The sequence below is a fragment of the Streptomyces sp. CA-251387 genome (assembly GCF_050936625.1).
GTDB lineage: Bacteria > Actinomycetota > Actinomycetes > Streptomycetales > Streptomycetaceae > Streptomyces.
In genome coordinates, this window is the sequence record NZ_JBNJMJ010000001.1 from 6422019 (window position 1) to 6447786 (window position 25768).

Annotated in this window: 30 protein-coding genes and 3 pseudogenes; 23 read left to right on the plus strand and 10 right to left on the minus strand. The window is 68.1% G+C overall.

The window, feature by feature from the left end:
• Positions 1-84 precede the first annotated feature (84 nt).
• Positions 85-966: a non-homologous end-joining DNA ligase gene (gene ligD, locus ACQEV2_RS28895; RefSeq protein ID WP_433047626.1), complete on the minus strand. Its 882-nt coding sequence runs from the start codon at positions 964-966 to the stop codon at positions 85-87.
• Positions 967-1037: 71 nt separating this feature from the next.
• On the opposite strand from ligD, the gene ACQEV2_RS28900 reads away from it, so the two are divergent.
• The gene (locus ACQEV2_RS28900; RefSeq protein WP_433047629.1) at positions 1038-2078 is read left to right on the plus strand and encodes a Ku protein; all 1041 of its coding nucleotides are present in this window, start codon (positions 1038-1040) and stop codon (positions 2076-2078) included.
• A gap of 143 nt (positions 2079-2221) precedes the next feature.
• Here ACQEV2_RS28900 and ACQEV2_RS28905 read toward each other — a convergent pair.
• Both ACQEV2_RS28905 and ACQEV2_RS28910 read right to left on the minus strand, forming a co-directional pair.
• A pseudogene (locus ACQEV2_RS28905) lies at positions 2222-3478 on the minus strand (beta-ketoacyl-[acyl-carrier-protein] synthase family protein); the annotation flags it as partial.
• 100 nt (positions 3479-3578) lie between these two features.
• The gene (locus tag ACQEV2_RS28910) at positions 3579-4331 is read right to left on the minus strand and encodes a thioesterase II family protein (protein ID WP_433047632.1); all 753 of its coding nucleotides are present in this window, start codon (positions 4329-4331) and stop codon (positions 3579-3581) included.
• Positions 4332-4517: 186 nt separating this feature from the next.
• On the opposite strand from ACQEV2_RS28910, the gene ACQEV2_RS28915 reads away from it, so the two are divergent.
• Positions 4518-5336, plus strand: a complete 819-nt coding sequence (locus ACQEV2_RS28915; protein ID WP_433047635.1) for an SAM-dependent methyltransferase — start codon at positions 4518-4520, stop codon at positions 5334-5336.
• 7 nt (positions 5337-5343) lie between these two features.
• Here ACQEV2_RS28915 and ACQEV2_RS28920 read toward each other — a convergent pair whose 3' ends face one another.
• Both ACQEV2_RS28920 and ACQEV2_RS28925 read right to left on the minus strand, forming a co-directional pair.
• On the minus strand, positions 5344-6264 hold the full coding sequence (locus ACQEV2_RS28920; RefSeq protein ID WP_433047638.1) for a helix-turn-helix domain-containing protein: 921 nt from the start codon (positions 6262-6264) through the stop codon (positions 5344-5346).
• 151 nt (positions 6265-6415) lie between these two features.
• Positions 6416-6646 (minus strand): DUF397 domain-containing protein, encoded by a 231-nt coding sequence (locus ACQEV2_RS28925; protein ID WP_433047641.1) that lies wholly within the window; start codon positions 6644-6646, stop codon positions 6416-6418.
• Between the two features lie 263 nt (positions 6647-6909).
• Here ACQEV2_RS28925 and ACQEV2_RS28930 point away from each other — a divergent pair, with 263 nt between their 5' ends.
• The 4 genes and pseudogenes from ACQEV2_RS28930 to ACQEV2_RS28945 all read left to right on the plus strand — a co-directional run.
• A complete protein-coding gene (locus ACQEV2_RS28930; protein WP_433047644.1) occupies positions 6910-7416 on the plus strand; it encodes an ATP-binding protein in 507 nt (168 codons plus the stop codon).
• 174 nt (positions 7417-7590) lie between these two features.
• A complete protein-coding gene (locus ACQEV2_RS28935; RefSeq protein WP_433047647.1) occupies positions 7591-7785 on the plus strand; it encodes a hypothetical protein in 195 nt (64 codons plus the stop codon).
• A gap of 198 nt (positions 7786-7983) precedes the next feature.
• Positions 7984-8218 (plus strand): annotated as a pseudogene (locus ACQEV2_RS28940) (IclR family transcriptional regulator domain-containing protein); the annotation flags it as partial.
• A pseudogene (locus ACQEV2_RS28945) lies at positions 8214-8405 on the plus strand (hypothetical protein); the annotation flags it as partial. The pseudogenes ACQEV2_RS28940 and ACQEV2_RS28945, both read left to right, overlap by 5 nt.
• Positions 8406-9038: 633 nt before the next feature.
• On the opposite strand, the gene ACQEV2_RS28950 reads toward ACQEV2_RS28945, so the two are convergent.
• Positions 9039-9206 (minus strand): hypothetical protein, encoded by a 168-nt coding sequence (locus ACQEV2_RS28950; RefSeq protein WP_433047650.1) that lies wholly within the window; start codon positions 9204-9206, stop codon positions 9039-9041.
• 390 nt (positions 9207-9596) lie between these two features.
• On the opposite strand from ACQEV2_RS28950, the gene ACQEV2_RS28955 reads away from it, so the two are divergent.
• Both ACQEV2_RS28955 and ACQEV2_RS28960 read left to right on the plus strand, forming a co-directional pair.
• Positions 9597-11099 carry a reverse transcriptase domain-containing protein gene (locus ACQEV2_RS28955; protein ID WP_433047653.1) on the plus strand — a complete coding sequence of 501 codons (1503 nt, stop codon included), beginning with the start codon at positions 9597-9599 and terminating at the stop codon, positions 11097-11099.
• On the plus strand, positions 11090-11572 hold the full coding sequence (locus ACQEV2_RS28960; protein ID WP_433047656.1) for a hypothetical protein: 483 nt from the start codon (positions 11090-11092) through the stop codon (positions 11570-11572). The genes ACQEV2_RS28955 and ACQEV2_RS28960 overlap by 10 nt, the downstream gene beginning before the upstream one ends.
• 207 nt (positions 11573-11779) lie before the next feature.
• Here the strand turns inward: ACQEV2_RS28960 and ACQEV2_RS28965 are convergent, their stop codons facing one another.
• A complete protein-coding gene (locus ACQEV2_RS28965) occupies positions 11780-12181 on the minus strand; it encodes a hypothetical protein (protein ID WP_433047659.1) in 402 nt (133 codons plus the stop codon).
• Between the two features lie 439 nt (positions 12182-12620).
• On the opposite strand from ACQEV2_RS28965, the gene ACQEV2_RS28970 reads away from it, so the two are divergent.
• Both ACQEV2_RS28970 and ACQEV2_RS28975 read left to right on the plus strand, forming a co-directional pair.
• Positions 12621-13058, plus strand: coding sequence for a GntR family transcriptional regulator (locus ACQEV2_RS28970; protein ID WP_433047662.1), 438 nt, complete (start codon positions 12621-12623; stop codon positions 13056-13058).
• A gap of 29 nt (positions 13059-13087) precedes the next feature.
• Entirely contained in the window at positions 13088-13648 is a 561-nt protein-coding gene (locus tag ACQEV2_RS28975) for an HD domain-containing protein (protein ID WP_433047665.1), read from the plus strand.
• Here the strand turns inward: ACQEV2_RS28975 and ACQEV2_RS28980 are convergent.
• A complete protein-coding gene (locus ACQEV2_RS28980; protein WP_433047668.1) occupies positions 13641-14114 on the minus strand; it encodes an NUDIX domain-containing protein in 474 nt (157 codons plus the stop codon). The genes ACQEV2_RS28975 and ACQEV2_RS28980 overlap by 8 nt on opposite strands.
• Entirely contained in the window at positions 14111-14800 is a 690-nt protein-coding gene (locus tag ACQEV2_RS28985; protein ID WP_433047671.1) for an XRE family transcriptional regulator, read from the minus strand. The genes ACQEV2_RS28980 and ACQEV2_RS28985 overlap by 4 nt, the downstream gene beginning before the upstream one ends.
• Before the next feature lie 340 nt (positions 14801-15140).
• Between ACQEV2_RS28985 and ACQEV2_RS28990 the strand changes: the two genes are divergently transcribed.
• The 13 genes from ACQEV2_RS28990 to ACQEV2_RS29050 all read left to right on the plus strand — a co-directional run bounded on the left by ACQEV2_RS28990 (position 15141) and on the right by ACQEV2_RS29050 (position 25296).
• On the plus strand, positions 15141-15440 hold the full coding sequence (locus ACQEV2_RS28990) for a hypothetical protein (RefSeq protein WP_433047674.1): 300 nt from the start codon (positions 15141-15143) through the stop codon (positions 15438-15440).
• On the plus strand, positions 15437-16435 hold the full coding sequence (locus ACQEV2_RS28995) for a DUF2637 domain-containing protein (protein ID WP_433047677.1): 999 nt from the start codon (positions 15437-15439) through the stop codon (positions 16433-16435). Before ACQEV2_RS28990 ends, ACQEV2_RS28995 begins: the two co-directional genes overlap by 4 nt.
• Complete coding sequence (locus ACQEV2_RS29000) at positions 16432-17082, plus strand: GGDEF domain-containing protein (RefSeq protein ID WP_433047680.1); 651 nt, start codon at positions 16432-16434, stop codon at positions 17080-17082. The genes ACQEV2_RS28995 and ACQEV2_RS29000 overlap by 4 nt, the downstream gene beginning before the upstream one ends.
• A complete protein-coding gene (locus ACQEV2_RS29005; protein WP_433047683.1) occupies positions 17082-17465 on the plus strand; it encodes an RRQRL motif-containing zinc-binding protein in 384 nt (127 codons plus the stop codon). The genes ACQEV2_RS29000 and ACQEV2_RS29005 overlap by 1 nt, the downstream gene beginning before the upstream one ends.
• 78 nt (positions 17466-17543) lie before the next feature.
• Positions 17544-19799 carry a cell division protein FtsK gene (locus tag ACQEV2_RS29010; protein WP_433047686.1) on the plus strand — a complete coding sequence of 752 codons (2256 nt, stop codon included), beginning with the start codon at positions 17544-17546 and terminating at the stop codon, positions 19797-19799.
• 140 nt (positions 19800-19939) lie between these two features.
• A complete protein-coding gene (locus ACQEV2_RS29015; RefSeq protein WP_433047689.1) occupies positions 19940-20191 on the plus strand; it encodes a hypothetical protein in 252 nt (83 codons plus the stop codon).
• 35 nt (positions 20192-20226) lie between these two features.
• Positions 20227-20415, plus strand: coding sequence for a hypothetical protein (locus ACQEV2_RS29020; protein WP_433047692.1), 189 nt, complete (start codon positions 20227-20229; stop codon positions 20413-20415).
• A gap of 11 nt (positions 20416-20426) precedes the next feature.
• Positions 20427-21029: a hypothetical protein gene (locus tag ACQEV2_RS29025; RefSeq protein WP_433047695.1), complete on the plus strand. Its 603-nt coding sequence runs from the start codon at positions 20427-20429 to the stop codon at positions 21027-21029.
• Positions 21030-21031: 2 nt separating this feature from the next.
• A complete protein-coding gene (locus tag ACQEV2_RS29030; protein ID WP_433047698.1) occupies positions 21032-21502 on the plus strand; it encodes a hypothetical protein in 471 nt (156 codons plus the stop codon).
• An 89-nt stretch (positions 21503-21591) separates the two neighbouring features.
• On the plus strand, positions 21592-22491 hold the full coding sequence (locus tag ACQEV2_RS29035) for a bifunctional DNA primase/polymerase (protein ID WP_433047701.1): 900 nt from the start codon (positions 21592-21594) through the stop codon (positions 22489-22491).
• Positions 22488-23645: an AAA family ATPase gene (locus tag ACQEV2_RS29040; RefSeq protein WP_433047704.1), complete on the plus strand. Its 1158-nt coding sequence runs from the start codon at positions 22488-22490 to the stop codon at positions 23643-23645. The genes ACQEV2_RS29035 and ACQEV2_RS29040 overlap by 4 nt, the downstream gene beginning before the upstream one ends.
• Complete coding sequence (locus tag ACQEV2_RS29045; RefSeq protein WP_433047707.1) at positions 23642-23836, plus strand: helix-turn-helix transcriptional regulator; 195 nt, start codon at positions 23642-23644, stop codon at positions 23834-23836. Before ACQEV2_RS29040 ends, ACQEV2_RS29045 begins: the two co-directional genes overlap by 4 nt.
• A complete protein-coding gene (locus ACQEV2_RS29050; protein ID WP_433047710.1) occupies positions 23833-25296 on the plus strand; it encodes a tyrosine-type recombinase/integrase in 1464 nt (487 codons plus the stop codon). Before ACQEV2_RS29045 ends, ACQEV2_RS29050 begins: the two co-directional genes overlap by 4 nt.
• A gap of 30 nt (positions 25297-25326) precedes the next feature.
• On the opposite strand, the gene ACQEV2_RS29055 is transcribed toward ACQEV2_RS29050, so the two are convergent.
• A complete protein-coding gene (locus tag ACQEV2_RS29055) occupies positions 25327-25674 on the minus strand; it encodes a hypothetical protein (RefSeq protein ID WP_433047713.1) in 348 nt (115 codons plus the stop codon).
• Positions 25675-25768: the final 94 nt, after the last annotated feature.

A 25768-nucleotide genomic window follows, 5' to 3' on the forward strand; every position in this document is an offset into this window, starting at 1 on the left:
CCGTCGACTGGGGGCTGCCGCCCGCAGACCCCCGCTTCGGCCCTTGAGGGGCCTCGTTCTCAAACGCCGGACCGGCTGGGTCGGTCAGGGCAACGCGCCTGCCCGGTCCGGGACGAGGAGCGGGGCCAGCAGGTCGCCGTAGTCCTGTAGGCGCGGGGCGAGGTCCGCGGCGAGGAAGGTCAAGCTGGTAGGGGAGCGGCAGTCCGCCACCTCCTCCCAGGTGACCGGTGCGGACACCGTGGGCTCGCGGCGGGCGCGCAGGGTGTAGGGGGTGGCCGTCGTCTTGCGGGCGGCGTTCTGACTCCAGTCGACGAAGACCTTTCCGGGGCGCAGGCTCTTGGTCATCCGGTGGATCACGAGCCGGGGCATGGCCTTCTCGGCCTCCACGGCGAGCTCCTTGGCGTACTCGGTGGCCTGCTCGGAGGGGGCCGGCCGGATGGCCGCGGTGAGATGCAGGCCCTTCGAGCCGGAGGTCTTGGCGTACGCCTCGATGCCGTCGGCGGCCAGCCGCTCCCGCAGCCAGAGCGCGACCTCGCAGCACTCGACCACCGTCGCGGGTGAACCGGGGTCGAGGTCGAAGACCAGCCGGTCGGCCTCGCCGGGCGCGCCGATCACCCACTGGGGCGTATGGAACTCGGTGACGAGGTTGGCGGCCCACATCAGGCTCGCGAGGTCCTGCACGAACACCATGCGCGCCGGTCCCTCGACGCGGGGCACCTCGGCGGTCGTGACCCAGTCGGGCGTGCCCGGCGGGACGTTCTTGGCGAAGAACACCTGGCCGTCCGGGCCGTCGGGGTAGCGCAGGAAGGACAGCGGCCGATCCCGCAGATGCGGCAACAGGGCGTCGGCCGTCGTGGCGTAGTAGTGCAGCATCTCGCCCTTGGTGAAGCCGGTCGCCGGATACAGCACCTTCTCCAGGTTGCTGAGCGCGAGCCGTCGCCCCTCCACCTCTGTGATCGGCGTCATACGATGAGAATTCCAGAAATTGTGGCGGATGTCCGGGCGAGTCTCGCGAACCGATCGAAAGGGTGCTGCACGTGCGATCCATATGGAACGGCGCCATCTCGTTCGGCCTGGTCAGCATCCCGATCAAGGTGGTGAACGCGACGGAGAGCCACTCGATCTCCTTCCGCCAGATCCACACGGAGGACGGTGGCCGCATTCGCTATCGCAAGGTATGCGAGCTGGACGACCGTGAGGTCACCCAGGCGGAGATCGGCAAGGGATACGAGGACGCGGACGGCACGATCATCCCGATCACGGACGAGGACCTGGCCCACCTTCCGCTTCCGACGGCGAAGACGATCGAGATCGTGGCCTTCGTACCGGCCGACCGTATCGACCCGCTGCACATGGACAGCGCGTACTACCTCGCGGCGGGCGGGGCACCGGCCGCGAAGCCGTACACCCTGCTGCGGGAGGCACTGAAGCGGAGCCAGAAGGTGGCGATCGCGAAGTTCGCCCTTCGGGGCCGCGAGCGGCTGGGCATGCTGCGGGTGGTCGGCGACGCCATCGCCATGCACGGGCTGCTGTGGCCTGACGAGGTGCGGGAGCCGGAGGGGGTCGCGCCGGACACGCGGGTCACGGTGAACGAGAAGGAACTGGACCTCGCGGACGCCCTGATGGACACCCTCGGTGAGGTCGACCTCACCGAACTGCACGACGAGTACCGCGAGGCGCTGGAGGAGGTCGTCGCCGCGAAGGCCGCCGGTGAGGCGCCGCCGGAGGCCCCCGAGCCGGCGGCGGGCGGCAAGGTCCTCGACCTGATGGCTGCCCTGGAGAGCAGCGTCCGGGCGGCCAAGGAGTCTCGGGGTGAGACGCCGACAAAGGAGAAGGGGGAGGTCAGACGCCTGCCGCAGCGCAAGACGGCGAGGGCGGCCCCTAAGCAGGCGGCGGGCAAGAAGTCCACGGCGGCGTCCAAGAAGACCGCCGCGAAGAAGACGGCGGCCTCGGCCAAGAAGTCGACGGCGAAGACGGGCCAGGGAGCGAAGAAGACGGCGGCGAAGAGCACGGCCAAGAAGACGACCGCGAAGAAGACGACCGCCAAGAAGGCGGCGTCCCGTAAGCGCACGGCTTGATCGGCACTTTGAGCGCCTGGGCGTCTGCGTGGGGCTGACGTCTCGCGGGTGCGGGTTGTGTGTGGTTGATCGCGCCCAAGTGGCGGAGCCGCATATCGATACAGCCCCGCGCCCCTTCGGGGCGCTACCGGCCTGCCTGTCGATCAGCGAACGCGTCGCAGCGCCAATACCGCGTTGTGGCCGCCGAAGCCGAAGGAGTTGCTCAGCACCAGGTCCCCGTCCTCCGGCAGCGGCCGTGCCACGCCCCTCACCACGTCCAGGTCGATCGCGTCGTCCACCTCCCGGCACCCCACGGTCGGCGGCACCACCCCGTGATGCAGGGTCAGTGCGGCCGCCACGGCCTCCACGCCTCCCGCGGCCCCCTGGAGATGACCCAGGTGCCCCTTGAGCGCGGTGACCGGTACCGCGCGTCGCCCGAGCACCGCGCGCAGCGCGCCCGCCTCCGCGAGGTCGCCCTCGATCGTCGCCGTGGCATGGGCGTTCACGTGGACGACGTCCCCGGGACGGCCCCCGGCGTCCCGCAGGGCGCGCCGGAGAGCGAGGGCGACCCCGTTGCCGGACGGGTCGGGGGCAGCCATGTGGTGGGCGTCGGCGGAGAGTCCCCATCCGGCGGCCTCGCAGTAGATACGCGCCCCACGGGCCCGGGCGTGCTCCTCGGCCTCCAGGACGAGGATGCCGGCCCCCTCGCCGTTGACGAACCCGGCCCGGTCCTTGGCGAAGGGCCGGGACGGCGAACCGTCGGCGGGGTCGCCGTCGGCCAGCGCCCGCATCGCGGCGAAGGACGCCATGATCGCCGGCGTGACGACGGCTTCGGCGCCGCCCGCCAGAGCGACGTCGACGCGCCCGTACCGTATGCGGTCGATCGCCTGCCCTATGGCCTCGGTCCCCGACGCGCACGCGCTCGTCACGGTCCGGGCCTCGCCGGTGATGTGCAGATCGAGGGAGACCTGGGACGCGGCCTGCGAGGGCACGGTCATCGGGGTGGTGAGCGGCGAGACGGCCCGTGGCCCCTTGTCCCGCAGCCTCCGGTCCCCGCCGACCAGCACGGACGCATCACCGAGGATGGCCCCCAGACTCACCCCCACCCGCTGCGGATCGACCCCGCTCTCCCGGGTACCGCCCTCCACGAACCCGGCGTCGGCCCATGCCTCCCGAGCGGCCAGCACGCCCATTTGTGCCGCCCGGTTCATCCGCCGTGCCACCGGCCGGGGCAGCAGCCGAGCGGGGTCCTCGGGGACGATCCCGGCGATCCGCACGGGCAACCCGTCGAACTCGGCCCCCGTCAACTCCCGTATCCCGTGCCGCCCGTCCAGCAGCCCCTGCCACAACGCCCCGACCCCGAAGCCCAGCGGCGTGACGGCACCGAGTCCGGTGACGACGACCCTGCGGGGCGCGGACGCGGCGGCCTCGCTCATCTGGCATGTCCCCTCCGGTCGTTGAAGGTGAAAGGGAAACATGCCCAGCTCTCCCCCGTCCTGCACGTCCGTTCGACACGCCGCCTCATGACAGCTGTGCGGCGATGAGCGCCAGCAACTCCTCTTTGCGTGGGCCGAGATAGAAGTGGCCCCCTTCGAAGACCTCGATGTCCAGCCCCTTCGTCGTGACGTCCGACCAGGACGAGAGGTCGTCGGGCGGGCAGGCGGGGTCGCGGTCGCCTCCGCACGCCGTGACCGGGATCCCCAGCCGGCGCAGGCGGGTCGGGCGGTACGCGGCCAGGAGGCGGAAGTCCGCGCGCAGTGCCGGCATGATCATGGGCCGCAGTTCGGGGTGGTCGTAGACGGCGGCGCCCTCGGGGTCCAACTGGCGGACGCGAGCGAGGATCTCGCTGTCGGTCGGCGCCGGGCGGGGGGCCTGCTCCTGCGGGGTGCGGGGCCTGGCCCGGCTCGACACGAACAGGTGGGCGAGGGTGCGGCCGGGGACGTCCTCCAGGCGGCGTGCCACCTCGTACGCCACGGACGAGCCCATGCTGTGACCGAAGAGGGCCAACGGCAGGTCGTCGGCCGTCTCCTGCAGCAGCGCCTGCGTGATCGAGTCCGCCAGCTCCGCCATCGTGGCCGGGCACGGGTCGGCCAGGCGGTCCTGGCGGCCCGGGTACTGCACCCCTATCACCTCGATCTCCGGCGGGGTCAGCGTCGCCCAGTCGCGAAAGTGACTCGCCGCTCCGCCCGCGTGGGGGAAGCACACCAGCCGGATCTTCGCGTCGGGCGCGCGCACGCCCCTGAGCCATCGGGTCCGTATGTCCAGGACGGGCATGACATGTCCTTCAGTGTGGTCGGTCATCGGTTCGAGGAACAGCCGGATCGGTGGGTACCTGAGTCGCCCGGCAAGGGTGGTCGTCGTCCGGCGGTTGACCGATGGACTGGCCCCACCAACTGCCGCCTCCCTAGGATGTGTTGTCGGCGAGGTGATCTCCTCGGCCGGCCTGCCCCTGGGGGAACCATGGAACCTGGAAAGCAGCTGTCCACGTCGATCGATGCCACGGTCCCGACAGCCGCGCGCATGTACGACTACTACCTCGGCGGCAAGGACAACTACGCGTCCGACCGCGCCGCCTGCGAAGAGCTGGACAAGGTCGTCCCCAGCACCCGCGCCCTCGCGCTGAACAACCGGCGCTTCCTGCAGCGGGTGGTCCGGACGCTGGCCGAGGACTACGGCATCCGGCAGTTCCTCGACCACGGCTCCGGCCTGCCCACCCAGAACAACGTCCACCAGGTCGCGCAGGCCGTCGACCCCTCCTCGCGCGTGGTGTACGTCGACAACGACCCGATGGTCCTGGTCCACGGCCGCGCCCTGCTGGAGCAGAACGAGAACACCGCCGTCATCCACGCCGACATGCGCGACACCGACGGCATCTTCTCGCACGCCGACACCAAGCGCCTGATCGACTTCTCGCAGCCGGTGGCCGTGCTGTTCAACTCGGTGTTCCACTGCATCCCCGACAGCGAGACCGACGGCCCCCTCGCCGTGGCCCGCCGGGTTGCCGGACGGCTCGTGCCCGGCAGCTACCTGGTGATGTGCCAGCTGGTCAGCGAGGATCCCAAGGTCCGCGACTTCGTCACCAACTTCATGGACCAGGCAACCCAGGGACACTGGGGCCGGGTGCGCGAGGAGAAGGACGTCGCTCAGTGGTTCGAGGGACTGGACATCCTGGAGCCGGGGCTGGTGGAGGTGTCCACCTGGCGGCCGGACACCGAGGTGGCGCCCCGCCAGCTCACCCAGGAGTGGATCGAGTTCGGCGGCGTGGGCCGGCTCCGGTAGTCGGTGGTCAGGGAGCAGGGGCGTACCGGGCCTTCGTCTCGCGCAGCCGCTCCAGCGACTCGCGCGGGTTGAGGGCCTCGTCGCCCAGCCGGTCCAGGGCGATCCGGTACTCCTCCGTCTCGTCCTGGTCCTCCAGGAAGGCGGCGCTCTTGATGTGCTCCAGATAGACGATGTCGGGCAGATCGACGCCGCCGAAGCGCAGATACGTGACGGGGATGGCCGGCGCCGAGGCGTTGGTGACGTCCAGCGGGACGATCTGCACCGTCACATGGGGGAGCTGGGCCGTCTCCTCCAGGTACTCGAGCTGCTCGCGCATCACCTCGCGGCTGCCCAGCACCCGCAGCAGCACCGACTCGTCGACGATCGCCCACAGCCGGGGCGGGTCCGGGCGGTGCAGCAGCTCCCGTCGGCGCATCCGCAGCTCCACCCGCCGCTGCACCTCACGGGCCGGCGCCGCCGGCAGCCCACGCTCCACCACGGCACGGGTGTAGGCCTCGGTCTGCAACAGGCCGGGAATGTACTGGAGTTCAAAGGTACGGATGGCCGTCGCGGCCTCCTGCAGCCCGACCAGCCGGTCGAACCACTCCGGCATCAGCCGCTTGTCGTACCGCTGCCACCAGCCCGGCTCACCGGCCCGCCGCAGCAACTGCAGCAGCACCGAGGCCTCGTAGTCGTCGGCTCGGTAGTGCTCCAGCAAGGCGCGCACATCGGCCTCCGTGGGCGGCCGGCGGCCCTTGCCCGCCTCGATGCGCGACAGCTTCGCCGGACTGAACCCCACGGCACGCGCCGCCTGGTCCTGGGAGAGGCCGACGTCCTCGCGGATACCCGCCAGCTGGACGCCGACCAGCATCTTGAGCAGGGTCGGCGCGGGCTCGGTGCGGCTCAGATACGGTTCGAGGCGGGAGATGCGAGGTGACTCGGCGGACATCCTGACTCCCGGTAGACCGGCATACGACAGACTGCATTATCGCATCCCTCCGCCTCGTGCCGCCGAAACCGCAGGAAGTAGAGGACTCAACTTCCGCTTTGTGGCAGGCTTCTGACTCCGCGTAGGGGCCGTAGAGCTCTTGGAGTCCGGATCACACCAGGTGGTCGAACTCCCCCTCCTTCGCGCCCGCCAGGAAGGCGGCGATCTCGGCCGGCGTGTAGACGAGGGCCGGCCCGTCGGGGTGGCGGGAGTTGCGCATCGCGACGCTGCCGTCGCTCAGGGAGGCCACCTCGACGCAGTTGCCCTCGGCATTGCTGTGCCGGCTCTTGATCCAGCGGACGCCCAACGAGCTTGCCCGTACGCCGTTCTGTGCTGTTGGCACTGCACTCTCCTTGCTCACGTTCCGCCACGCGCACGCCCCGCCGCCCCAGGGGCCCGGACCGCACCACGTGCTCAGGGTCGGCACCGCGCGCGCAATTTCCCGTGAAATTGCACGGAGGCGCCGTCGGCGTGGATAATAGTCCGTGGCGTCAACTGCTGCGCAGCCGCCTCGTCCTGACCGTGTATCAGGGAGACGTTGTGTCCTTACCTGCGTACGAAGGGCTTCGAGTGCCCGGTAGCGCTGCGCCACCTGCGGGGTTGGCCGTGACGCCGGAAGCGCTGCCCGGCATCCCGGACCGCCGCCCTGTCACCAGGCCCGACTCCCCGCGCATCCTGCCCCGCCCGGTCGCCCTGCGGCTCGCCGGCGCCGAACGGGGGTGCGGTCAGGCCCGCGACTTCGTCCGTCGCACGCTCGGTGACTGGGCACTCGACCACTGCAGCGAGGACGCCCTCATGGTGGTCACCGAACTGGCCGCCAACGCCGTACAGCACGGCGTGCCGGACTCCGCGGCGCACTCCTCCTCCGCTGCCGCCCGCGTCGAGGCCGAGGTCTGGCTGAAGCTCAGCCTCCGCCGCACGGCCCACCTCGTCTGCGCCGTCACCGACCCGAGCGACAGCCCCCCCGTCTACCCGCACGCAAGCGACCCCCTCGACGAGCACGGCCGCGGGCTGCGCATCATCGACGCCCTGTCCGAGCACTGGGGCTGGACCCGGCGGCAGCCCATGGGCAAGACGGTCTGGGCGATGCTCCCGACCGACCACCAGGTCTGATCCGCCGGCCGCCCTCGGGGCCCGGCACGCACGGGACATTTTCACGATGGGCGCATCGGGGCTACGTTTCCTCCCCAAATACGATCCTTCGGCTGTGTTGAATTTGTGGGCCGGGCAGGGACCTGCCCGGCTCGACAGGGCCTTACGGCAACAACCAGCGGAAGGATCGGCACTGTGACCCGCAGTACCGCCGGAAACGATCACCCACCGATCTATGAGGACCTGGTGCGTGAACGCGGAGACGTCGTGGCGGAGGCCCAGATGGCAGCCGCCCACACGCAGAACCAGGCAGCGGAGCTGCTGAGCGGCGGGGAGCCGCACAACTGGGACGGGCCGACGGGGCAGGAGCGTCCTTCTGACTTCGGGTGAGCGGTCGGGTCCGGGTGAACTGAACATCCGACTTCGGGTGAGCGGCCGGGTTCGGGTGAACCGAACAACCGGCTTCGGGTGAGCGGCCGTTTCGGGTGAACTGAACAATCGGCTTCGGATGAGTGGCCCGCTGCGGGCGATCAGGCCGCCCTTCCCGCCCGTGCGACCAGGTCCAGCGCGACGTCGGTGATCAGCTCCTCCCGCATCGGCGGCAGCCTGCCGCTGAACTGCCGGGGGTCGGCAAGGCCCTACTCGCCTACTCCGGCCCCGAGCTGACCGAGGAACTGCTGTGCCGGCCTTTGCCGAGCCTCACCCCCACTCGATCACCGACCTGGCGCGCCTGCGCATGGCCCTGGAGAAGACCCAGGTCTCCGGCCTCGCCTACGAAGAGCAGGAAGCCGCGCCGGCCGTGGCCTGCATCGGCCCCCGTGTTATCCACCAGGAGTACCGGTCGCCCGGGATGGCCGACCTCGGCACGTCGGGAACTGGGGTGGAACCCCGACATCACCCTGGAAGAGCCGGCGCGTGCCTCCGGCGTCGTACGGCGCACCCTCTTCGGCCACTGCTCGGGCCGGGCGACGCTGTTGGGAGCGGGCACCGACGGCATCTGCTCGGCCCTGTGTCGGCCGCGAGCCCGGTGCCTTGCGGGACGGCGCTGCTGTCTCAGCGGCGGCGCAGTCGGCGTAGTGGTGTGTCCGGCATGTGTCGCAGACACTTAGTTGCAACGAAAGAGAGCGGGAGTCAGGTGAGACTGACTCCCGCTCTCTCAAGTCGGCATTCGCCCTGGTCAGCGGTTCATTCACGCTGGCTGCTCGGCGAGTGCCCCCGGCAGGATTCGAACCTGCGCACACGGCTCCGGAGTGATTGCGCCGATCGATCCTCACATCCCGCCTGACCTGCACCGGAGCCAGTCAGCAGTAGTACGGGGACCCGTACCGTGTCGGAGCTGTGTCGCACGAGGCCGCAGCTCGACACGGCTAGTACTGCGCCAGCCGGTCTTTACCTGCGGACAAAGACGCGCTGGGCGCCCTAGGCAAAAGACTGCTTCGTCCCGAAGCGCCTTGGGCGGGCGCCTGAACTAGGGCCGGTGTGCCTCTCACCGGCCGTGGGTCTGCGTGGTTGTCCGCCCGCTGTGCGTTGGCGTTGTCACGCAGTTAGACACTCGCCGTGTGACAGTGCGATGCGCCTTGCTGGCGCTGTCGTCGGCGTATCGGGTCCGACCAGGCGACTGGACAGCGGAAGCGCTTGCACAGCTACTTCTTGCAGTGCTTGCAGGCTGTGAGCCCCTGCTCCCTGGCTTGATCCTCGGGCATCGACTCCTGACCCATGTAGGTGTCCTGCTTCCCGTTCAGTGACGGACAGTCAACGTCGGTGTGGTAGCTGGACCGGTATTCGCCGATGCGTACGTAGACAGCGTTCATACGAGTTCCTCGGTTGCTTGCCTTGACGACGTCTAGTCGGATCAAGGTGAGAACCCCATCTTGCCCGACCGCTTCCCATCCCGACCGCTACTCATAGGGGGAAACCAGTATGGTCGGCGGGCTCTGACCTAGCGTTTCGCTGCTGAGGGCTGTGGCTCGTCTGACACTGTCGGTCGTCGTTGGTCGGCCTCGGGGGCCTTGGACAGCCCAGGGGCGGCCCAGGAACCACCACCAACGATGCATGCGTCTTCTGCTGTGCTCCCGCTTCCCCGGATCCACCCTGCCGTGCGCATCCAGCGGTGCGTACGTCCGGCCGTTGCAGGGCGCTGACCTCAGCTAGGATGCGGCCTCCACGGGGGCAGTGGGCACGTCCCACGGTGAGGGGGACAAGTGGGTGGCGTCACCTTGGAGCGAGAGCTGAACGTCGCTAAGCGCCTCCTTCTGCGGTCGCAGGCAGCGTCCGAACTTCCCGACATTATCGCCCATGCAGACCTGCATCATCAGTGGTCGGAAATCAGAACGACGATCGATGAAGAGGTGCGAGATGAGAAGAGCGGACCACTCAATACGGAGATCCTTGAGTATCCCAAAGGCGCGATTGATGTAAGACCCCTCAGTAGATTTTCCATTCGCGACCATCTCGTATACGATGCTCTAGTGTACCGATTGGCTGCAGCAATTGACGCCAATCTCTTGAGTGGCGTATACAGTTACCGATGGAATTCCAAGACGAGCCAGCTGGGCTTCCCCGTCACCTCTTGGCTCCGCATGCGCACACATGCCATCAGGCTACTGACTCGGGACTCATCCCTGCGTTTCGCCTCCACGGATGTCTCCTCCTTTTATGAGCACGTCGATATAGCCACCCTCACTGATGACCTGTATGCGGTTTCGCCAGACGTGTGGACACTCCGGCGACTCTGCAAGTTCTTGGAGAGCTTCCAGGATATCAATCACGCTTGGGGACTCCCCCAGGGATCTGACGCTTCTGGAATTCTGGCAAACCTGTACCTGGCTCCAGTTGACGAATACCTCAAAAAGAGCGGCCTGAAATTCGTTCGATATTCGGACGACATGATGATATTCCACTCCGAATGGAACACCTTGAGGGATGCCCTGGCGGGTATCAACCGGATACTTCGATCCCGACGCCTTTCAGTATCGGGAAGCAAGACGCGAATATGGGAGCTACAGGAAGCTAGAGACTTCCTTGATGATAGTTATAAGGCTGCTCTCGCATACAGCATCGACATCGCTGCGCCGGGATCCAAGGATCAGCTGAGGGTCTACTTCAAGAGAGTCATCGCCCGAAATCCAGTGGACATGCGCGATCTGAAATTCGCGCTCAATAGGTTTCGGCAAATACGAGATGACTACGCCGTTCCATGGTGCCTTGAAAATCTCAGGTATGTGGCAAATCTCGCCCGGGAAATCTTCAATTACTTCGAGTCTCTATACGGCTGGTCTCATCGCATCGCAAAGAGTCTTTGCGAGTTCATGGAAATGCGTGAAAGTCGCAGCTACCCCTATCTTGAGCAGCGAATTTTGCGCTACTTCATCAAGGCAGGAATCCATGACAAGATGATGCTAGAGCTAGCTTGGGTAATCCTACAGGATCGCAACAGGGTTAAGTTCCCGAGAGAATTTGCAGCGCGCTACATCGGGAACCATGCGAGGCTTTCAGAGTCGCAACTCTTGCTGCATAGGTTCGAAGAAGAACCCGATAGCGCCATGCGACGGGCCCTCCTGGTAGCCCTATACGACGCAAACTACTGCTCCCCGAGACTGTTGAGGAGGGTGCAAAGCGCATTCCCTGATCTCAGATGGATATGCGGGTACCTTCTCGACTCGCCACAGCTGCCCCTCACCGGAAAGGCCGTTTCATGGCTCTAAGTGACGAAGAAATAGCCCCTTATGTCAAGGAGTTGGAGCGGCTGCAAGATAGCTCTCTGTACAGTGCACAGGCATACTTCGAAGCTGCCAAATTCTCGGAGGCGATAGGGCGTCTGTTTGTCTTTATTCCAGCCCTAGTATCTGCCGTAGCAGGTACAATTATCGCCACTGGCGGTGACAAAACTTGGGGAGTTGCTTCGGCGGTTTCGGGAGCAGTCGCGGCTACGGCGTCGTATTTGGGATCCGAGAGGAAGAGCGCGTCTTACAAGACTTCGGCCCGCCGCTACACCGGACTGCGACATCGACTCACCTTCGAGGCAAGCATCCTGTCTAACAAGGATACGCTGTCCGAGGTAGAAAAAATCACCAGATCGCTAACTGTAGAGTATCAAGATATTGTGGCTGCAGACGATCCGGTATCCAATTTCCTTTACGAAAAGGCTCGTAAGCGGATCAACGTAAACGCCGTCTGAGTGCTGCGGCGGCAGGTACTCACCTAGGGCGGTGGAGCGGCTTTGGGCTGGAGCTACGTTGGCGCGAGTGATCACGGCCCATTACGCTGACTCGCGGATCGGGCAGGTTTGCGGGCCTGCCCGTCAGTGCCCGATTTTGGGCGTGATCTTCGAGGCTCACGCCAAAGTGGCTACCTAAAGCCGTGGAGCCGACCGGCCCCAGCCACATCAAAGCTGTTCTAGTCCAAGCTTATAGAGGCGGGAGCGGATGGCGCTGGGCTGTCGGCCGAATTCCTCGGCAAGTGTTTCGAAATCATGCTGGCCTTCCCGGTATTTAGTAAGCAGCTTTGCATCGTCTTCCGCACTCCATGGCTGACCGAAGTTCGGATACCGGGCGCGGATCTGGTCTGGGTTCTCCCGTTGACTGGTCCCTAGGACGCTGTCGAGCTTGACGGCATTCACCATTTCTAGGGCGAAACGGGCCACCTCGGTTTCTGCGAGCCACAGTACGAGATGGTTGTCGTCGAAGGTGAACCGGTCAGCCGGCACGATCTTGGATCGGCGCAGGCAGTCGGCGTCATCTGGGTCTGGAATGTAGTCCTTGAAACTGACGCGGAACAGTGCACGCACGCTAGATGCCCCCATGGCCTTAGCCTGCCGTGCTAGGGCACCCAACGAAAGACTGCCGCTGGCACAGTGGCCCGCCGGCGGGTGGTCCGCTGGCGAAGACAGAGCAGACCACCCGCTGAGCGGGCCACGCCGCGCCGTACGCAGGCCTTGACCAAGTAGGGAAACTCCACGTCCCCTTGCCATCCTTCGTCGGGAGAGTCAGATCGGAAGTCGCCTCCGGCTCCTACGCCAGTTGAGAGGTCGGCTTCGCCGACAGCTGTAACACCCCCGGTAGTGTTACAGCTGTCTGTGACCGGACAGCCCGGACAGCGGTACTTTGGGCTGTCCGGCCCGTTTGTGCAGGTGAGGCGCGTAACCGGACAGTCGGACAGCTGCGACATCCCACAAGCACAGGCGTGCGTGGGAAGCTGGAACGCGATGGTGCCCGAAGGAGGAATGCGTGCCGAGCCCCAGCCCACGCGGGACGTACCAGGTGATCTCTCAGACGTTGCGCGAGCGGATCGCCTCTGGGGCCTATCTGGACGGGTTGCCGTCCGAGGCCGCGATCGGGCGGGAGTTCGGGGTGGCCCGTACGACGGTTCGGCGTGCTCTGCGTGCGCTCGAAGAATCAGGGGACATCAGGACCGTGGCTGGTGTTGGCCGCAGCGTTGCCGGGGGCGCTGGGACTGCGCCGTACGAACAGATCATGGCGGACTTGCTAGAGCAGATTCGGACGGGCGACCTGCCTGCCGGCACACGACTTCCGAGCGAAGCGGCCCTGGTCGAGAAGTACGGGGTCTCTCGCGGCACGGTTCGCCGCGCCGTGCGTGAACTGGAGACCGCCGGTCACATCGAGGCAAGACATGGGGTTGGCCGGTTCGTCAGCTCTCCTTCCTGAACTCCCGATTGCCTCGGAGGCAGTGGAAAATGCAACTGGCCAAGTGGGCCTATGACCTTGCTGAGTCGCTGTTGGCTGATGGTCTGCCGAGGCGATGGGCTCACTCTCAGAGGGTCTACTCCCAGGCGCTGACCCTGGCTCCGGCGCTGGGCGAGGACGCCGAGCTGTTGGCGGCCGCTGCCATCGCGCACGACATCGGCTATGCCCAGGCCGCAGTGGACACAGGGCAGCACATGATCGACGGAGCCCGGTACCTGTGCGACGTCGTTGGGGCTGACCCGCGGCTGTGCAGCATCGTGGCCTTCCACACGTCCTCCTCGTGGGAGGCATCTGAACTTGGACTGGACGATGCGCTCAGCGAATTTGGGCCCGCCGAGCCCGAGTTGGTAGACGCGATCACCTATTGCGACCTGACCAGCGATCCGGTCGGGGATCTAGTGGACCCTGCCGAGCGGCTCTCGGAAGTCCTGGAGAGGTACGGTCCCGAGCACGTCGTCTTCCGGGCGGTATCCGCGGCCCGGCCCGAGCTCATGGCAAGGGTGGCCCGGGTGCGGCAGCGTGCTGAGGCCGTGATGGTGAAGCTCAGCTGATCACAGGCACCTCGGCGTTGCGGAAGCCCTCTTCGAGGCGGCGACGAGTGGTCGGCGAGATATCGAGAGAGTCCAGCTCTGCCCTGGGGACCCACCGCACTGCGAAGGACTCCGAGCTCACCTTGATCTCGCCACCGATCGGCCGGGCCCGGAAGCAGAGCGAGAACTCTTGACGCACCTCTCCATCTGCGAAAGCGATGACGTGGCCGGGGTCGGTGAAAATCCCGACTAGGCCGACCACTTCGACGTGAATCCCTGTCTCCTCCAGCACCTCCCGGACGACCGTACCGGCGATGTTCTCCCCGATCTCCTGCACACCGCCTGGCATGCCCCAGCGGCCGTTGTCAGAACGTCGCTCCAGGAGTACGTCACCCGCGTCGTTCACGACGAACGCGGTTACCGCGGGCACGATGCTGTTGGCTTTCGGCGCGGCGGGATCGTTGAAGTAGTCGGTGCGTCGACTCATGAGGACCTTTCGATGGGGACGGCTTCGGACCACACCTTCTCGAAGCTCTGCTGGTACGTCGAGACCAGCTGGGCGCCGGCGACACGGCGGAGGTGGAGCACCGGGGTCAAGGGGGCGCTCACGCCGTACACCTGCGTGTTGACCAGCCACTCGTCATCGGAGCGATAGAGGGAATTGTGGAGAGTTGACCTGTGCATCCGGAACTCGATGCCCGGGACCAAGTACAGCGGACTGTAGAGCTTCATGACCTCGCGCACCTTGTAAGCGACGCCTTCGCCGATCTCCTCCTCTTCCCCGCGTCGTCGGATCTCTGGACTATCTGGGTCGCCTAGCAGGATCCGGGCACGCACGCCGGACGACGCCTTCTGTCTCAGTAGTTGGGGCCATCGTGGGTTCTCCGCCAGAAACACGCCTGCGTGGACGAGTACACCGATCTCCCGCTCCGCCCGGCCGAAGAGTTGCAGCCAGAGTTCCGGAGGGACGTAGGAGCGGTGCGGGTACACCTTCAGGACCTCAGCGTCGGCTGCGTCTTGCCGCTGGCTGTCAGGAAGGCCGTTCGGCCAGAGGTATGTCTCGTCTTCCTGCAGGAATGCGGCGATGGCAAGGCGGTGGCGCCGGTAGGGCGCGCGTCCCTGTGTGATCCAGCGCTCGACAGTTTTTGGGTCCACCCCGACGTGGGTCGCCATGGCGTCGACCGTGATGCCATGCGTCAGCATCGCCGATCGTAAGCGCTCGTTCGCCATCCCAACCCCCAGGGACGTCCAGGGACGTACTCGACCTCCCGAACGCTATCGAGGACGTCCCAAGTCGTCCAGGGACGCGGTGACTTCGTCCCCGGCCCCCACGGCAACCTGAAGTCACATCGCGCGGCACTCCGAGAACGGCACTGGGCTTGACAGCCGTGATTGAGTGCGCCACGGTGAGATACACGTTCAAGCATGTATCGCTTCTGCTCGTGCGGTGGGACTCCCCAGCAAGGTCGCCCGCCGCCGGGCTCTCCCTGCCACATCGACTCAGGAGAGCACCATGCGCACGTACATCGGCCATCAACAGGCTGTCTCCGCCGAAGACTTCGTGGAGCTCGCCCTTGGCACCCCGGTTGAGCTGTGGCTCGGGGCCGAGGGCGAGACGGGCGAGGAGCGCGCGGCACGCCTGGACGCGGCGCGCGACATCCTCGCCGACCCCGAGTACCGCAGCCTGCCGGACGACGTGGCCCGCATCGCCGCCGAGGTGATCGAGGCGCACGCCCCGGAGCTGTTCAACGTCGTCCCGCTGACGCGCCCGGCCCGGCGCCGCCGGAGCTCCCGGAAGGGAGCGGCGGCATGACGGCCACAACAGAGTCGACGCGGCCGACAGTGCCGCCGCTGACGAAGCCGGAGACGGGCCTTGCCGGACTGGGCGCGCTCGCCGCGGCCGGAGTCGGCGCCCTTGGGCTGATCGCCTCGTTCGACGCGGTCTCCTCTGCCGCCGCCCGGTGGGGCTTCGGGGAACCGTGGATGCTGCCGGTCGGGATCGACGTGGCCATTCCGGTGTTCACCGTGGCCAACCTGCTGCTGATCCGGATGGACATGGCGTTGGCGTGGGTGCGGTTCGTGCCCTGGGCGCTGACGCTGGTCACCTGCGGACTGAACGTCGCTGTCGGGCACTCGCTGTGGGCCAAGGTGGCGCACGGCACGATGCCGCTGCTGTGGGTGGTGTTCTCTGAGATCGGCGCCCACGTCTACGCCGTCCGGATCGGCGCCGCGACCGGCCGGCGGATGGAGAAGGTGCGGTTCTCCCGCTGGATGCTCGCCCCGCTGTCGACGTTCACCCTGTGGCGGCGGATGACGCTGTGGGAGATCACCTCTTACTCGGAGGCGCTGAAGCGGGAGCGTGAGCGGCAGCTGGCTCGCGCCCGGCTGCGCGAGCGGCACGGCCGGCGGTGGCGGTCGAAGACCCCGCGCCCGGAACGCGTGCTGCTGAAGCTGGGTGAGTTGGCCCCGGCGAGCGAGGACGTCCCGCCCGTGCCGCCGCAGCAGGCGGCAGAACCGAAGCCGGAGGCGCCCAAGTCGCCGCGCAAGCGCCCGGCCAGTACCAAGGGCAAGGCCAAGCCTGCCAAGGCGCCGCGGACCCCGGCGGAACTGCTCGCCGAGGCGCGCCAGACCACGGCCGACTGGGCCGATGACGCGATCAACGCGGAAGCCATCCGGACCACGCTGCACTGCTCGGCTGCCAACTCGCGTGTGCTGCGTGACCTGTTGTTGAACGAGCGGGCTGAGGGGCGCCGTCTGCACTCCGTCGACGGCGACGACAGCGAGGGGACCGAGGGGGCGGCGGCATGAACACCTGGCTGAGCATGCTGGCCGCGGCGGCTCCGGTCGCCTCCGGCTGGACCGCTCACACGCTGTGGCTGAGGCGGCGCTTGAACCTCGCCCGCCGTGACCCGCTGACCGGGCTGCGGACGCGCGAGGCGTTCACCCGCCGTGCTACCGCCCTGCTGCGGGACCCGCGGGCGGTCGTGGTGCTGGCCAACGTCGACAAGTTCAAGCAGATCAATGACCGGTACGGGCACGCGGCCGGGGATGCCCTGCTGAAGGCGACCGCGGAACGGCCCGCCTACCACGTCGGCCCCTCCGGCGTGGCCGGGCGGCTCGGGGGTGATGAGTTCGCCGCTGTCCTGATCGATGACCACGGCACCGCCGCGGACATGCTCGCCGTGCTGCATGGCGTGCTCGCCCGGCCGGTCGACGGCCAGGACGCTGCCGTCCACACCACGGTCTCTCTCGGCTGGGTGCGCGCCGCGGACTTCCCCGGCGACGACTTGTCCGGACTGCTGCGGCGGGCTGATGAGGCGATGTATGCGGCCAAGCAGACGCGCGCCGGAACCCGCCGGGCGGGACTGGGACGGCTGTTCGCCACCATCGCCGGACGGCGCGCCGGACGTTCCGGCGCCCGCGCCGATGTGCCCGTGGTGGGGGTGGCGGCCTGATGTCCGCCCACACCAAGTGCTTCGACCCGTCCGGCACCCGGTTCGGCATCCCCACGTACCCGTGGCAGTTCGCCCCGGACGGCTACGCCACCCGTCGCCAGCTGCGCGCCCGCGGGTTACGGCCCGGCGGACAGCCCATCGCCGCACAGGTGATGCGCGCCCACCGCGGCCGCAAGGGCGGGGTGCAGGTCGCCTACCTCTACCGCGTCGACCGCGCGAAGCCGGTGCGGCCGATGACGCCGCGCAAGTGGGGTGCGCTCGCCCTGGCGATGCTCGCCCGCCGCACCTGCCCCGAGTGCCGGATCACCTACAGCTACTGCCTCCCGACCTCGCTCGGGATGTGCATCCTCTGCGCCTACCCCGAGGAACAGCGCGCCGCCTGATCCGTACGGGGCCCGGTCCCAAACCGACCAAAGCAGCGGCCGGGCCCCGCCATCCCTCCCAGAGAGAAGGAAGTCTCAGTGAAACACCCCGACGACGACAACGAACTGTTCAACCGGCTGGAAGCCGAGATGGCCGCCGACCCGGCGGGCGCCGTGGTCGACCTGGACAAGGCCCGGTCGGCCCGTACGGAGTCGGCCGACCGTCCGTCCGACGCGTCGCCCGACTCCGGGCCCGACCGGTCGGCCGATGCGCAGCCGACCGAGTCGGCCGCCCCGGAGACGGGGGAGTCGGACGACTCCGGGCCGAGCCTGGTCGACCGTGCGGCGCCGACTCAGTCGGGCCCCGGCCTGATCGACCGCATCCGCGATTCCAAGCGGCTGGACGTTCTCCCGGCGTGGGTGAAGTCGGGCCCGGAGTTCGCCGACGCGATGCGGTGGCTGGCCGGGCACGTCTGGCACACCGTTGCCTTCCATTCGGTTCGCGTGCCGTTCCTGTACGTGCCCAAGCTGGTCTGGCGCTCGCCGCGCGGCCTGGCCAACACCCTGGGCAGGATCGGCCGTTGGGCGGTCGATGCGGAGGGCGAGCCGCTGCGTCAGGCGGAGGCGCGGCGGGAGAACTCCGAGCTGTACCTGAAGCTCTCACGGCAGCGTGACCGGCGGGTGCGGCTGCGGATGCTCGTCACCATCCTCGGGGCCCTGTTCGCCCTGGTCATGGGCCTGTTCCTGGTGTACGGAGCTGAGCCGCGCACGCAGGTCATCGCCACCGTGGTCGCCGTGCTGACGCTGGGCTGGCTGGGCGCGCCGGCGGATGCGCCGCTGGCCACGCGCGCGGTCATCAAGACCGAGGTGCAGAAGCTGACCAGCGACATCGTGGTCAAGGCCATGGCGTCCATCGGCATCGGGCAGATTGCCTCCGCGGTGGCGAAGGGCCAGGACGGCATCAAGTTCGTCGCCCCGATCACCCGCGAGGGTCCCGGCTGGCGCGCGGATATCGACCTGCCGTTGGGTGTCACGGTCGCCGACGTCGCCGACCGGCGCGCCCGGCTCGCCTCCGGCCTGCGCCGCCCCCTGGGCTGTGTGTGGCCGGACGCCGACCCCAGCGAGCACGAGGGACGCCTCATCCTGTGGGTGGGCGACCGGGACCTGTCCAAGACCGGCATCGTCAAGTGGCCGCTCGCCAACGCGTCCAAGCACGACATCTTCAAGCGCATCCCGTTCGGCATCGACCCGCGCGGCCGGGCTCAGTCCGTGCCGATGATCCAGCACAACATCCTGATCGGCTCGCTGCCCGGCCAGGGCAAGACCGCCTCCGTGCGCGTGCTGAGCTGCGGCGCGGCCATGGATCCGTCCGTGGAACTGTGGCTGCACGAGAACAAGGGCACCGGTGACCTGGACTCTCTTGAATGCGTCTCGCACCGGTTCGTCTCCGGCATCGACGACGACTCGATCAAGTACGCGGCCGACTCCCTGAAGCTGCTGCGCGAGGAAGTCATGCGCCGCGCGGCTGCGATCAAGAAGTTGCCGCGGGATCTGTGCCCGGACAAGCGCATCACCCGGCAGATCGCTGACAAGCGCTCGCTCAAGCTGTGGCCGCTGGTGGGCGTGTTCGATGAGTGTCAGAACCTGTTCGGCCACCCCAAGTACGGCAAACAGGCTGGTGACGACGCTGAGTTCATCATCAAGCTCGGTCGCGCGCTCGGGGTGATCCTGATCCTGGCCACGCAGCGCCCGGACAAGGACTCGCTTCCGACCGGGATCAGCGGCAACGTGTCCATCCGCTTCGCCCTCAAGGTCGCCGGACAGGTCGAGAACGACATGATCCTCGGGACGTCCGCGTACAAGAACGGCGTACGCGCCACGTCGTTCCGTCCGGAGATCGACGCCGGTAACGGCTACCTCGCCGGAGCGACCGCGCTGCCGGTCGTGGTGCGCACCGCCTACCTGGACGACAACGCCACCCACGCCATCGCCCAGCGTGCCTACGCCCTGCGCAAGGCAGAGGGCACCCTGTCCGGGCACGCGCTCGGAGAGGACCCCGAGGCCGTGACCGGTCCGTCCTACGACCTGCTCGCCGACGTCGCCGCCATCGTGCCGCCGTCGGAAGAGCGGGTGTGGAACGAGCGGATCGCCGCCCGGCTGGCTGAGCTGCGGCCGGAGGTCTACGGCGGCTGGAAGGGCGAGAACGTCACCAGCGCGCTCAAGCCGCACGGCATCAAGACCCGCGACGTGGCCGGGACCACCGACGACGGCACCCGCACCACCCGCCGCGGCATCGCCCGCGCCGACCTCACGAAGGCAATTGCGGAGCGTGACGAAAAGCGGGGCGCCGCCTAGCCCCGAGAGGGTGCTACCGGTAGCACGTCGCCCTGCTACCGGTAGCACCCCCGCTAGCACCCCACATAGCACCTGATCTGCGATCTAGCGCATAGCACCCCACCTGCGGAGACCCCTAAAACCCCGAGAAAGGGCCTCCGATGCCCCTCATCGCCCTTGCTATCGCCTGCCTGATGCTCGTCACGCTCGGTTACAGCGCTCTGTGTGCGGCCAGCCCGTTCGGCACCTGCCGCAAGTGCAACGGCTTTGGCTTCGCCATGGACACCGACCGCAAGGGACGGCCCAAGCGAGGCAAGAGCTGCCGCCGCTGCAAGGCCACCGGCAAGCGCATACGCGCAGGGCGCTGGCTCTTCAACCGAGCCCAGCGGATCTACCGCGAAGGCACCCACTGACCACTCGCCCCCACCACCCGAAGGAGGTTCCGCCCGTGGCCGTCACCGTCTCGCTCGTGGCCCTGTTCGGACTCGTCCTGTTCTTCCTGCTGCGCTCCAAGTCCCTCGGCTACGGCGCCGCCTTCATCGCCGCCGGGTTCGGCTTCTTCCTCGCCTCCACAGGCGCCGCCGGACCGATCAACCAGCTCGCCGCCGCCGTCATCGACGCCGTTCAGCAACTGTGAGGAGCCCGGCCATGAACGAACAGATCATCGCCCGGCACTGGCTAGCCATCATCGCGCCCAAGGCGGCCCCCGCCATCGCCACGTCCACCGTGCTGATCCTGGCCCGCATCTGGAACGCCAACGGCGCCGAACACTCCGTCGGCAACGCCGTGCTGATGACCGCGCTGTCCCTCGGAGCCGCAGCGGCCGGCGCCTGTGCCTCGCTCGGTCGCTCCGGTGACGGCGTGCTCGCCGGGACCGCGTTCGCCGCCTCCGGCGGGCTCGCCCTCGCGGGTATCGCCGGATACGCCGACGGGCTGTCCCTGCCGCTGCTGCTGTGGGTGCTGGCCACCGCCATCGCCTACGGGCTCGCCGCACGGTACTGGCGCACCGACCGCCGCGAGCGCGTCGGCTACGAACGGCAGACCAGCGCGCGCCGCGAGGAACACGCCCACATCGAGCGCGTCGAGGCCCTGCGCGCCGGAGCGCAGATCGAGGTCGCCCGCACCGGCGCCGCCTACGCCGAACAGCTCGCCCAGGCCCTCGTCACCCGCGCCGCCCTGCCCGGCTTCGACTTCAAGGCCGTCGAAGCCGCCGGACTGCCCGAACTCCCCTCCACCGACAAGGAGATCTGACCATGTTCGAGATCCGCATCATCTGCGACCCGGCCGACACCGACCGCGTCAGCCACACTCTGGCCGCCGCTTTCGACACAGGCTCGGCACGCCAGTACCCCACGCGCGACGGCAAGCGCACCCGGCTGTACGTCACCGCCGATCACCGTCCCGGGCCGGAAGTGTGGCCCGCGCCGGAAGAGGCGTACGCGCTCGCCCCGAGCCTCGTCAGCGAGATCGGCTGGACCGCTGACCGGGCGCGCATGCACCTGCACGGCCGCGCCGTTGACCGGGAGTACTGGCTGCGCAAAGCCGCCCTGCTGGACCGCATGGCCCTGGACGACGAGACATCACGCGTCCACACCGACGCCCCCGAGGTGGCCATGAATGCCGCGCTCCGTCTGCTGGAGATCGACGGCGAACACTCCGAGGCCGTCACCGATCCGCGCGGCTATGTCCGCCAGGCATACGCCCACTGGATCAACAAGCAGTAGCAACGCCGCGGCGGCGGGACTCCCCAGCAAGGTCGCCCGCCGCCGCGGTTCTCCCTGCCCATCGGTAGACAGAACAGGAGAACCCCAGCATGCCGTACCCGGACGGCTCTGCCCAGCTCACCGCCGCGCTGGACGCGGGGTCGCGTGACTGGTGCGTCTTCCCCCTCATCCCCGGCGACAAGCGCCCGGCCGTCTCCGACTGGGAGACCCGCGCCACCACGGACCCTGAGCGCATCACCCGCGCGTGGTCCGTCGCTGCCTTCAACGTCGGCATCGCCACCGGCCCTTCCGGCCTGGTCGTCATCGACCTGGATCGGCCCAAGCACCCCGGCGACACCCCGCCGGCCGCTTGGGCCGAGCACGGCGTCACCGACGGCGCCGACGTGCTCGCCGTGCTCTGCGAGCGCCACGGCCAGCCCTTCCCCGCCGACACCTACACCGTGCGTACGTGGAGCGGCGGCATCCATCTGTACTTCGCCGCCCCCGAGGGCGAGCCCCTGCGCAACACCGCCGGGGACAGCGCCCGCGGGCTGGGCTGGAAGGTCGACACCCGCGCGTGGGGCGGACTCGTGGTCGGCGCGGGCAGCACCTTCGCCACACATCCGTACGAGGTCGCCAACAACGCCCCCGTGGCGCCCCTGCCTGGCTGGCTCGCCGAACTCCTGCGCCCGGCCCCGCTGCCCCCGCAGACGCCCATCACGGTTGCCCTCACCGGCCGCGGACGGCGCACCGCCTTCCTCCGTTCCGCGATCAACGGGGAGGTGCAGCGGGTCACCGGCTCCGGCCCGCACGAGCACAACAACAGCCTTTACATCGCCGCGGTCGCCCTGGGACAGCTCGTGGCCGGAGGCGAGTTGAGCGAAGCCGACGTCACCGGCTGGCTCCTCACAGCCGCGCTCCAAGTCGGCCAGGGCGAGCGCGAGGCACGGCGCACCATCGCCTCCGGTCTGCGGGCCGGAGCACGGCGCCCCCGGACGGTCGCGGCATGAGCACCAACCCCATCCCGCCCCTGCACCTGTACTCCGTGCCCAGCGACCCCGGACCGGTCCCTGAGGCGCCGCCGAAGCGGGAGCGCCCCCGGACGGCATGGACGGCCGATCAGCTCATGGCCGCGCACTTCCCCGAGCCGAAATGGGCCGTGCCAGGCATCCTCGCCGAGGGCGTCAACGTGCTCGCCGGACCGCCCAAGGTCGGCAAGTCCTGGCTCTCCCTCGGACTGGGCCTGTCCGTCGCGGCCGGAGGCAAGGCGTTCGACTCCGTGCCCGTCGAGGGCGGACCGGTGCTCTACCTCGCCCTGGAAGACACCCCACGCCGTCTCCAGACCCGCATGGGCAAGATCCTTGGAGGCCAGCCAGCCCCCGCCGGGCTGACCCTGGTCACCGAATGCCCGCCCTTCCCCCAGGGCGGCACCGAGGCCATCGCCCAGTGGCTGGAGCGCAACCCTGATGCGCGCATGGTCGTCATCGACGTGTTCGCCAAAATGCGCGGCCAGGCCCCGCAAGGGGTGTCGGCATACGACGCGGACTACGTCGCCGTCGGCTACGCCAAGCGACTCGCGGACCACTACGGCGTGGCCGTCGTCTTGGTCCACCACGTCCGCAAGGCAGGCTCGGAGGACTTCCTGACCGAGGTGTCCGGCACCAACGGCATCGCCGGAGCCGCGGACGCCACGCTCGTACTGAAGCGGGCCCGCGGGCAGGCGGACGGCATCCTGCACGTCACCGGCCGCGACGTCGACGAAGCCGAGTACGCCCTCAGCTTCCAACCCGCCTCCGGCGCCTGGCACCTGTTGGACGGCCCGGTCACCGACCACACCGTCAGCGACACCCGCGCCACGATCCTTCGCTACGTCCGCGCCCACCCCGGCGCCAAGCCAAAGGACATGGCGGGCGAGCTGCCGCACGTCGATCTCGACACAATCCGCCGCACCTGCAACCGCATGGCCGACGCCGGACAGCTCACCAAAGACCCCGGCGGCCGGTACTACCCGGACACCGAGACCCGGACACAGGGCACCCAAGAGGTGTCCGCACTGTCCGGCTGTCCGGTTACCCCACCTGACCAGCACGAATACCCCGGACAGTCGGAATTGGAGCTGTCCGGCCTGTCCGGTGCGGACGAAGCCGAAGGGATGGCGGAATGAGCGCCCGTACGCGGGACGAAAAGATGACCCTCAAGGAGGTCATCGCTGATCTGAAGGTCGCCCCGTCGACCTTCTACCGGTGGCGCCAGCTCGGGAAGGCACCCCGCTCAATCAAGCTCCCGAACGGCGACGTGCGGATCCGGCGGTCTGAGTACGAGCGATGGCTTGCGGAGCGGGAGGACGCTGCGTGAGCACTGAGAACGACACCCCTGCCGGGCGTCCTCGCGGGTCGGCCCGGCCGGGCTACTCCTTCGACGTCAAGCTGTGGAAAGTGTCCAAGACCGGCCGCAAATCCCGCCCGTGGCGCCTCCGGTGGGTGGTAGCAGGGCGAGTGCACGGCGACACCTTCACCACGTCCGCTCTCGCGGAAAGCCGACGATCCGAGCTGTGGCAGGCCATGAACCGGCGCGGTGAAGCGTTCGAGATCGAATCCGGACTGCCTGAGTCCGAGATGCGCGCAGCGGCCGAAGCCGCCGAAGCAGCGGACACCGAACCGCCCTTGCGCTGGTTCGAGTTCTGCCGGAAGTACGTGGCCGGGCGGTGGCGCACGGCTGCGGCAAAGACCCGTGAGGGCATGGCGGACGGTCTCGCGGCCGTGACGCTGGCCATGGTCAAGCGCGGGGACGGCGCTCCCAAGGATGAGTTGCTGCGGCTGGCCTTCCGCTGGGGGATCGTGCCCGCGAACGAGGGGGAGGACCCGCCGGCCGAACTCAAGGCCGCGTACGACTGGGTCACCACGACCGACCGGCCCTTGGGCGACCTTGCCGACGCCGAGGTGTTCGAGGACGTGCTGTACCGCGTCAGCTACAAGCTGGACGGCACCCCGGCCGCAGGCGACACGTACAAGCGGCGCCGACGGGCCCTGAACGCCGCTCTCGAACACGCCGTTGCCACGGGGGAGCTCCCGGAGAACCCACTTCAGCGGACCCGCCGCAAGCGCGTCGGCTCCAACGACGTGGTGGACACGCGAGTCCTGGTGAACCCCATACAAGCACGGCAGTTGCTCACGTCCGTCTCCTACGTCGGGTCGTGGGATCGCTGCCGTGGGCGGCGTCTGGTCGCCTTCTATGCGGTCCTGTACTACGCGGGGCTTCGGCCCGCTGAGGCGGTCGGGCTACGGCTGTCGGACTGCCACCTGCCAGAGAAGGGCTGGGGCACGCTGACCCTGCGGGAGACACGCCCCGTCTCCGGCAAGCAGTGGACCGACTCCGGGGAGCGCCACGACCGCCGGGGCCTGAAGGCACGCGAGGCATCCACCGACCGGCCAGTCCCCATCCCGCCTGTACTGGTCGCGATCCTCCGAGCGCACCTGAAGGAGTTCGGGACCGCCAAGGAAGGGCGCGTGTTCGGGAACGAGCGCGGGGGAGTGGTCGGCTCATCCACCTACTGGCGAGTGTGGGAGGAAGCGCGGGAGTACGCGCTTCCTCCTGAGCGGATCGACTCGCCGTTGGCCGGGCGCCCCTACGACCTGCGACACGCCTGCATCACACGGTGGCTGAACGCCGGAGTGCCCATCGCTGAGGTGGCCCGGCGGGTCGGCAACTCGCCAGAGGTGATCCACCGCCGATATCACGGCTGCATTGACGGCCATGAGGAAGCCGCCAACGCCAAGATCACAAAGGCTTTGAAAGAAGAAGGGGAAATGGAATGACCGGCAGTAGGGGGCTGTGTAGGCAGCCCCCTACTGCCGGTTACGGACTCGCGCCTCTGTTCCGTCATCGCCAAGGGCCTCCCGCGCGGCACCTATGAAATCCTGGACTAAATGCGTCAGCGCCCCAGGGAAGTAGGGGCTTAGGTGGAACGACGACCCATTGGCGCGGGCACGAGCAAGTTCGGCCAGCCCCTTGGAAGTTTGGGCGATCTCGCCAGCTATTTTTTCAACTTGCGCTGGCCCTGCCAATGCGACTTCGATCCACGCCTCTCGCACCCTATTGGCAGTCCGCTCCAGCATTGCGGCGTAGTGGTCCATGATTTCCGAGTCTTCTTCAGGCTCATCAACGAGCGACCCATGCTGCGTGTGGTACTCCATGTCCGTGGCGACATCGATGAACTGTCGGTAAATATCACTTCGTGGTTCTCGCCTCTGGCGTCGGTCTTCGGCTCGAGCCGCGATCTTGGCCTGC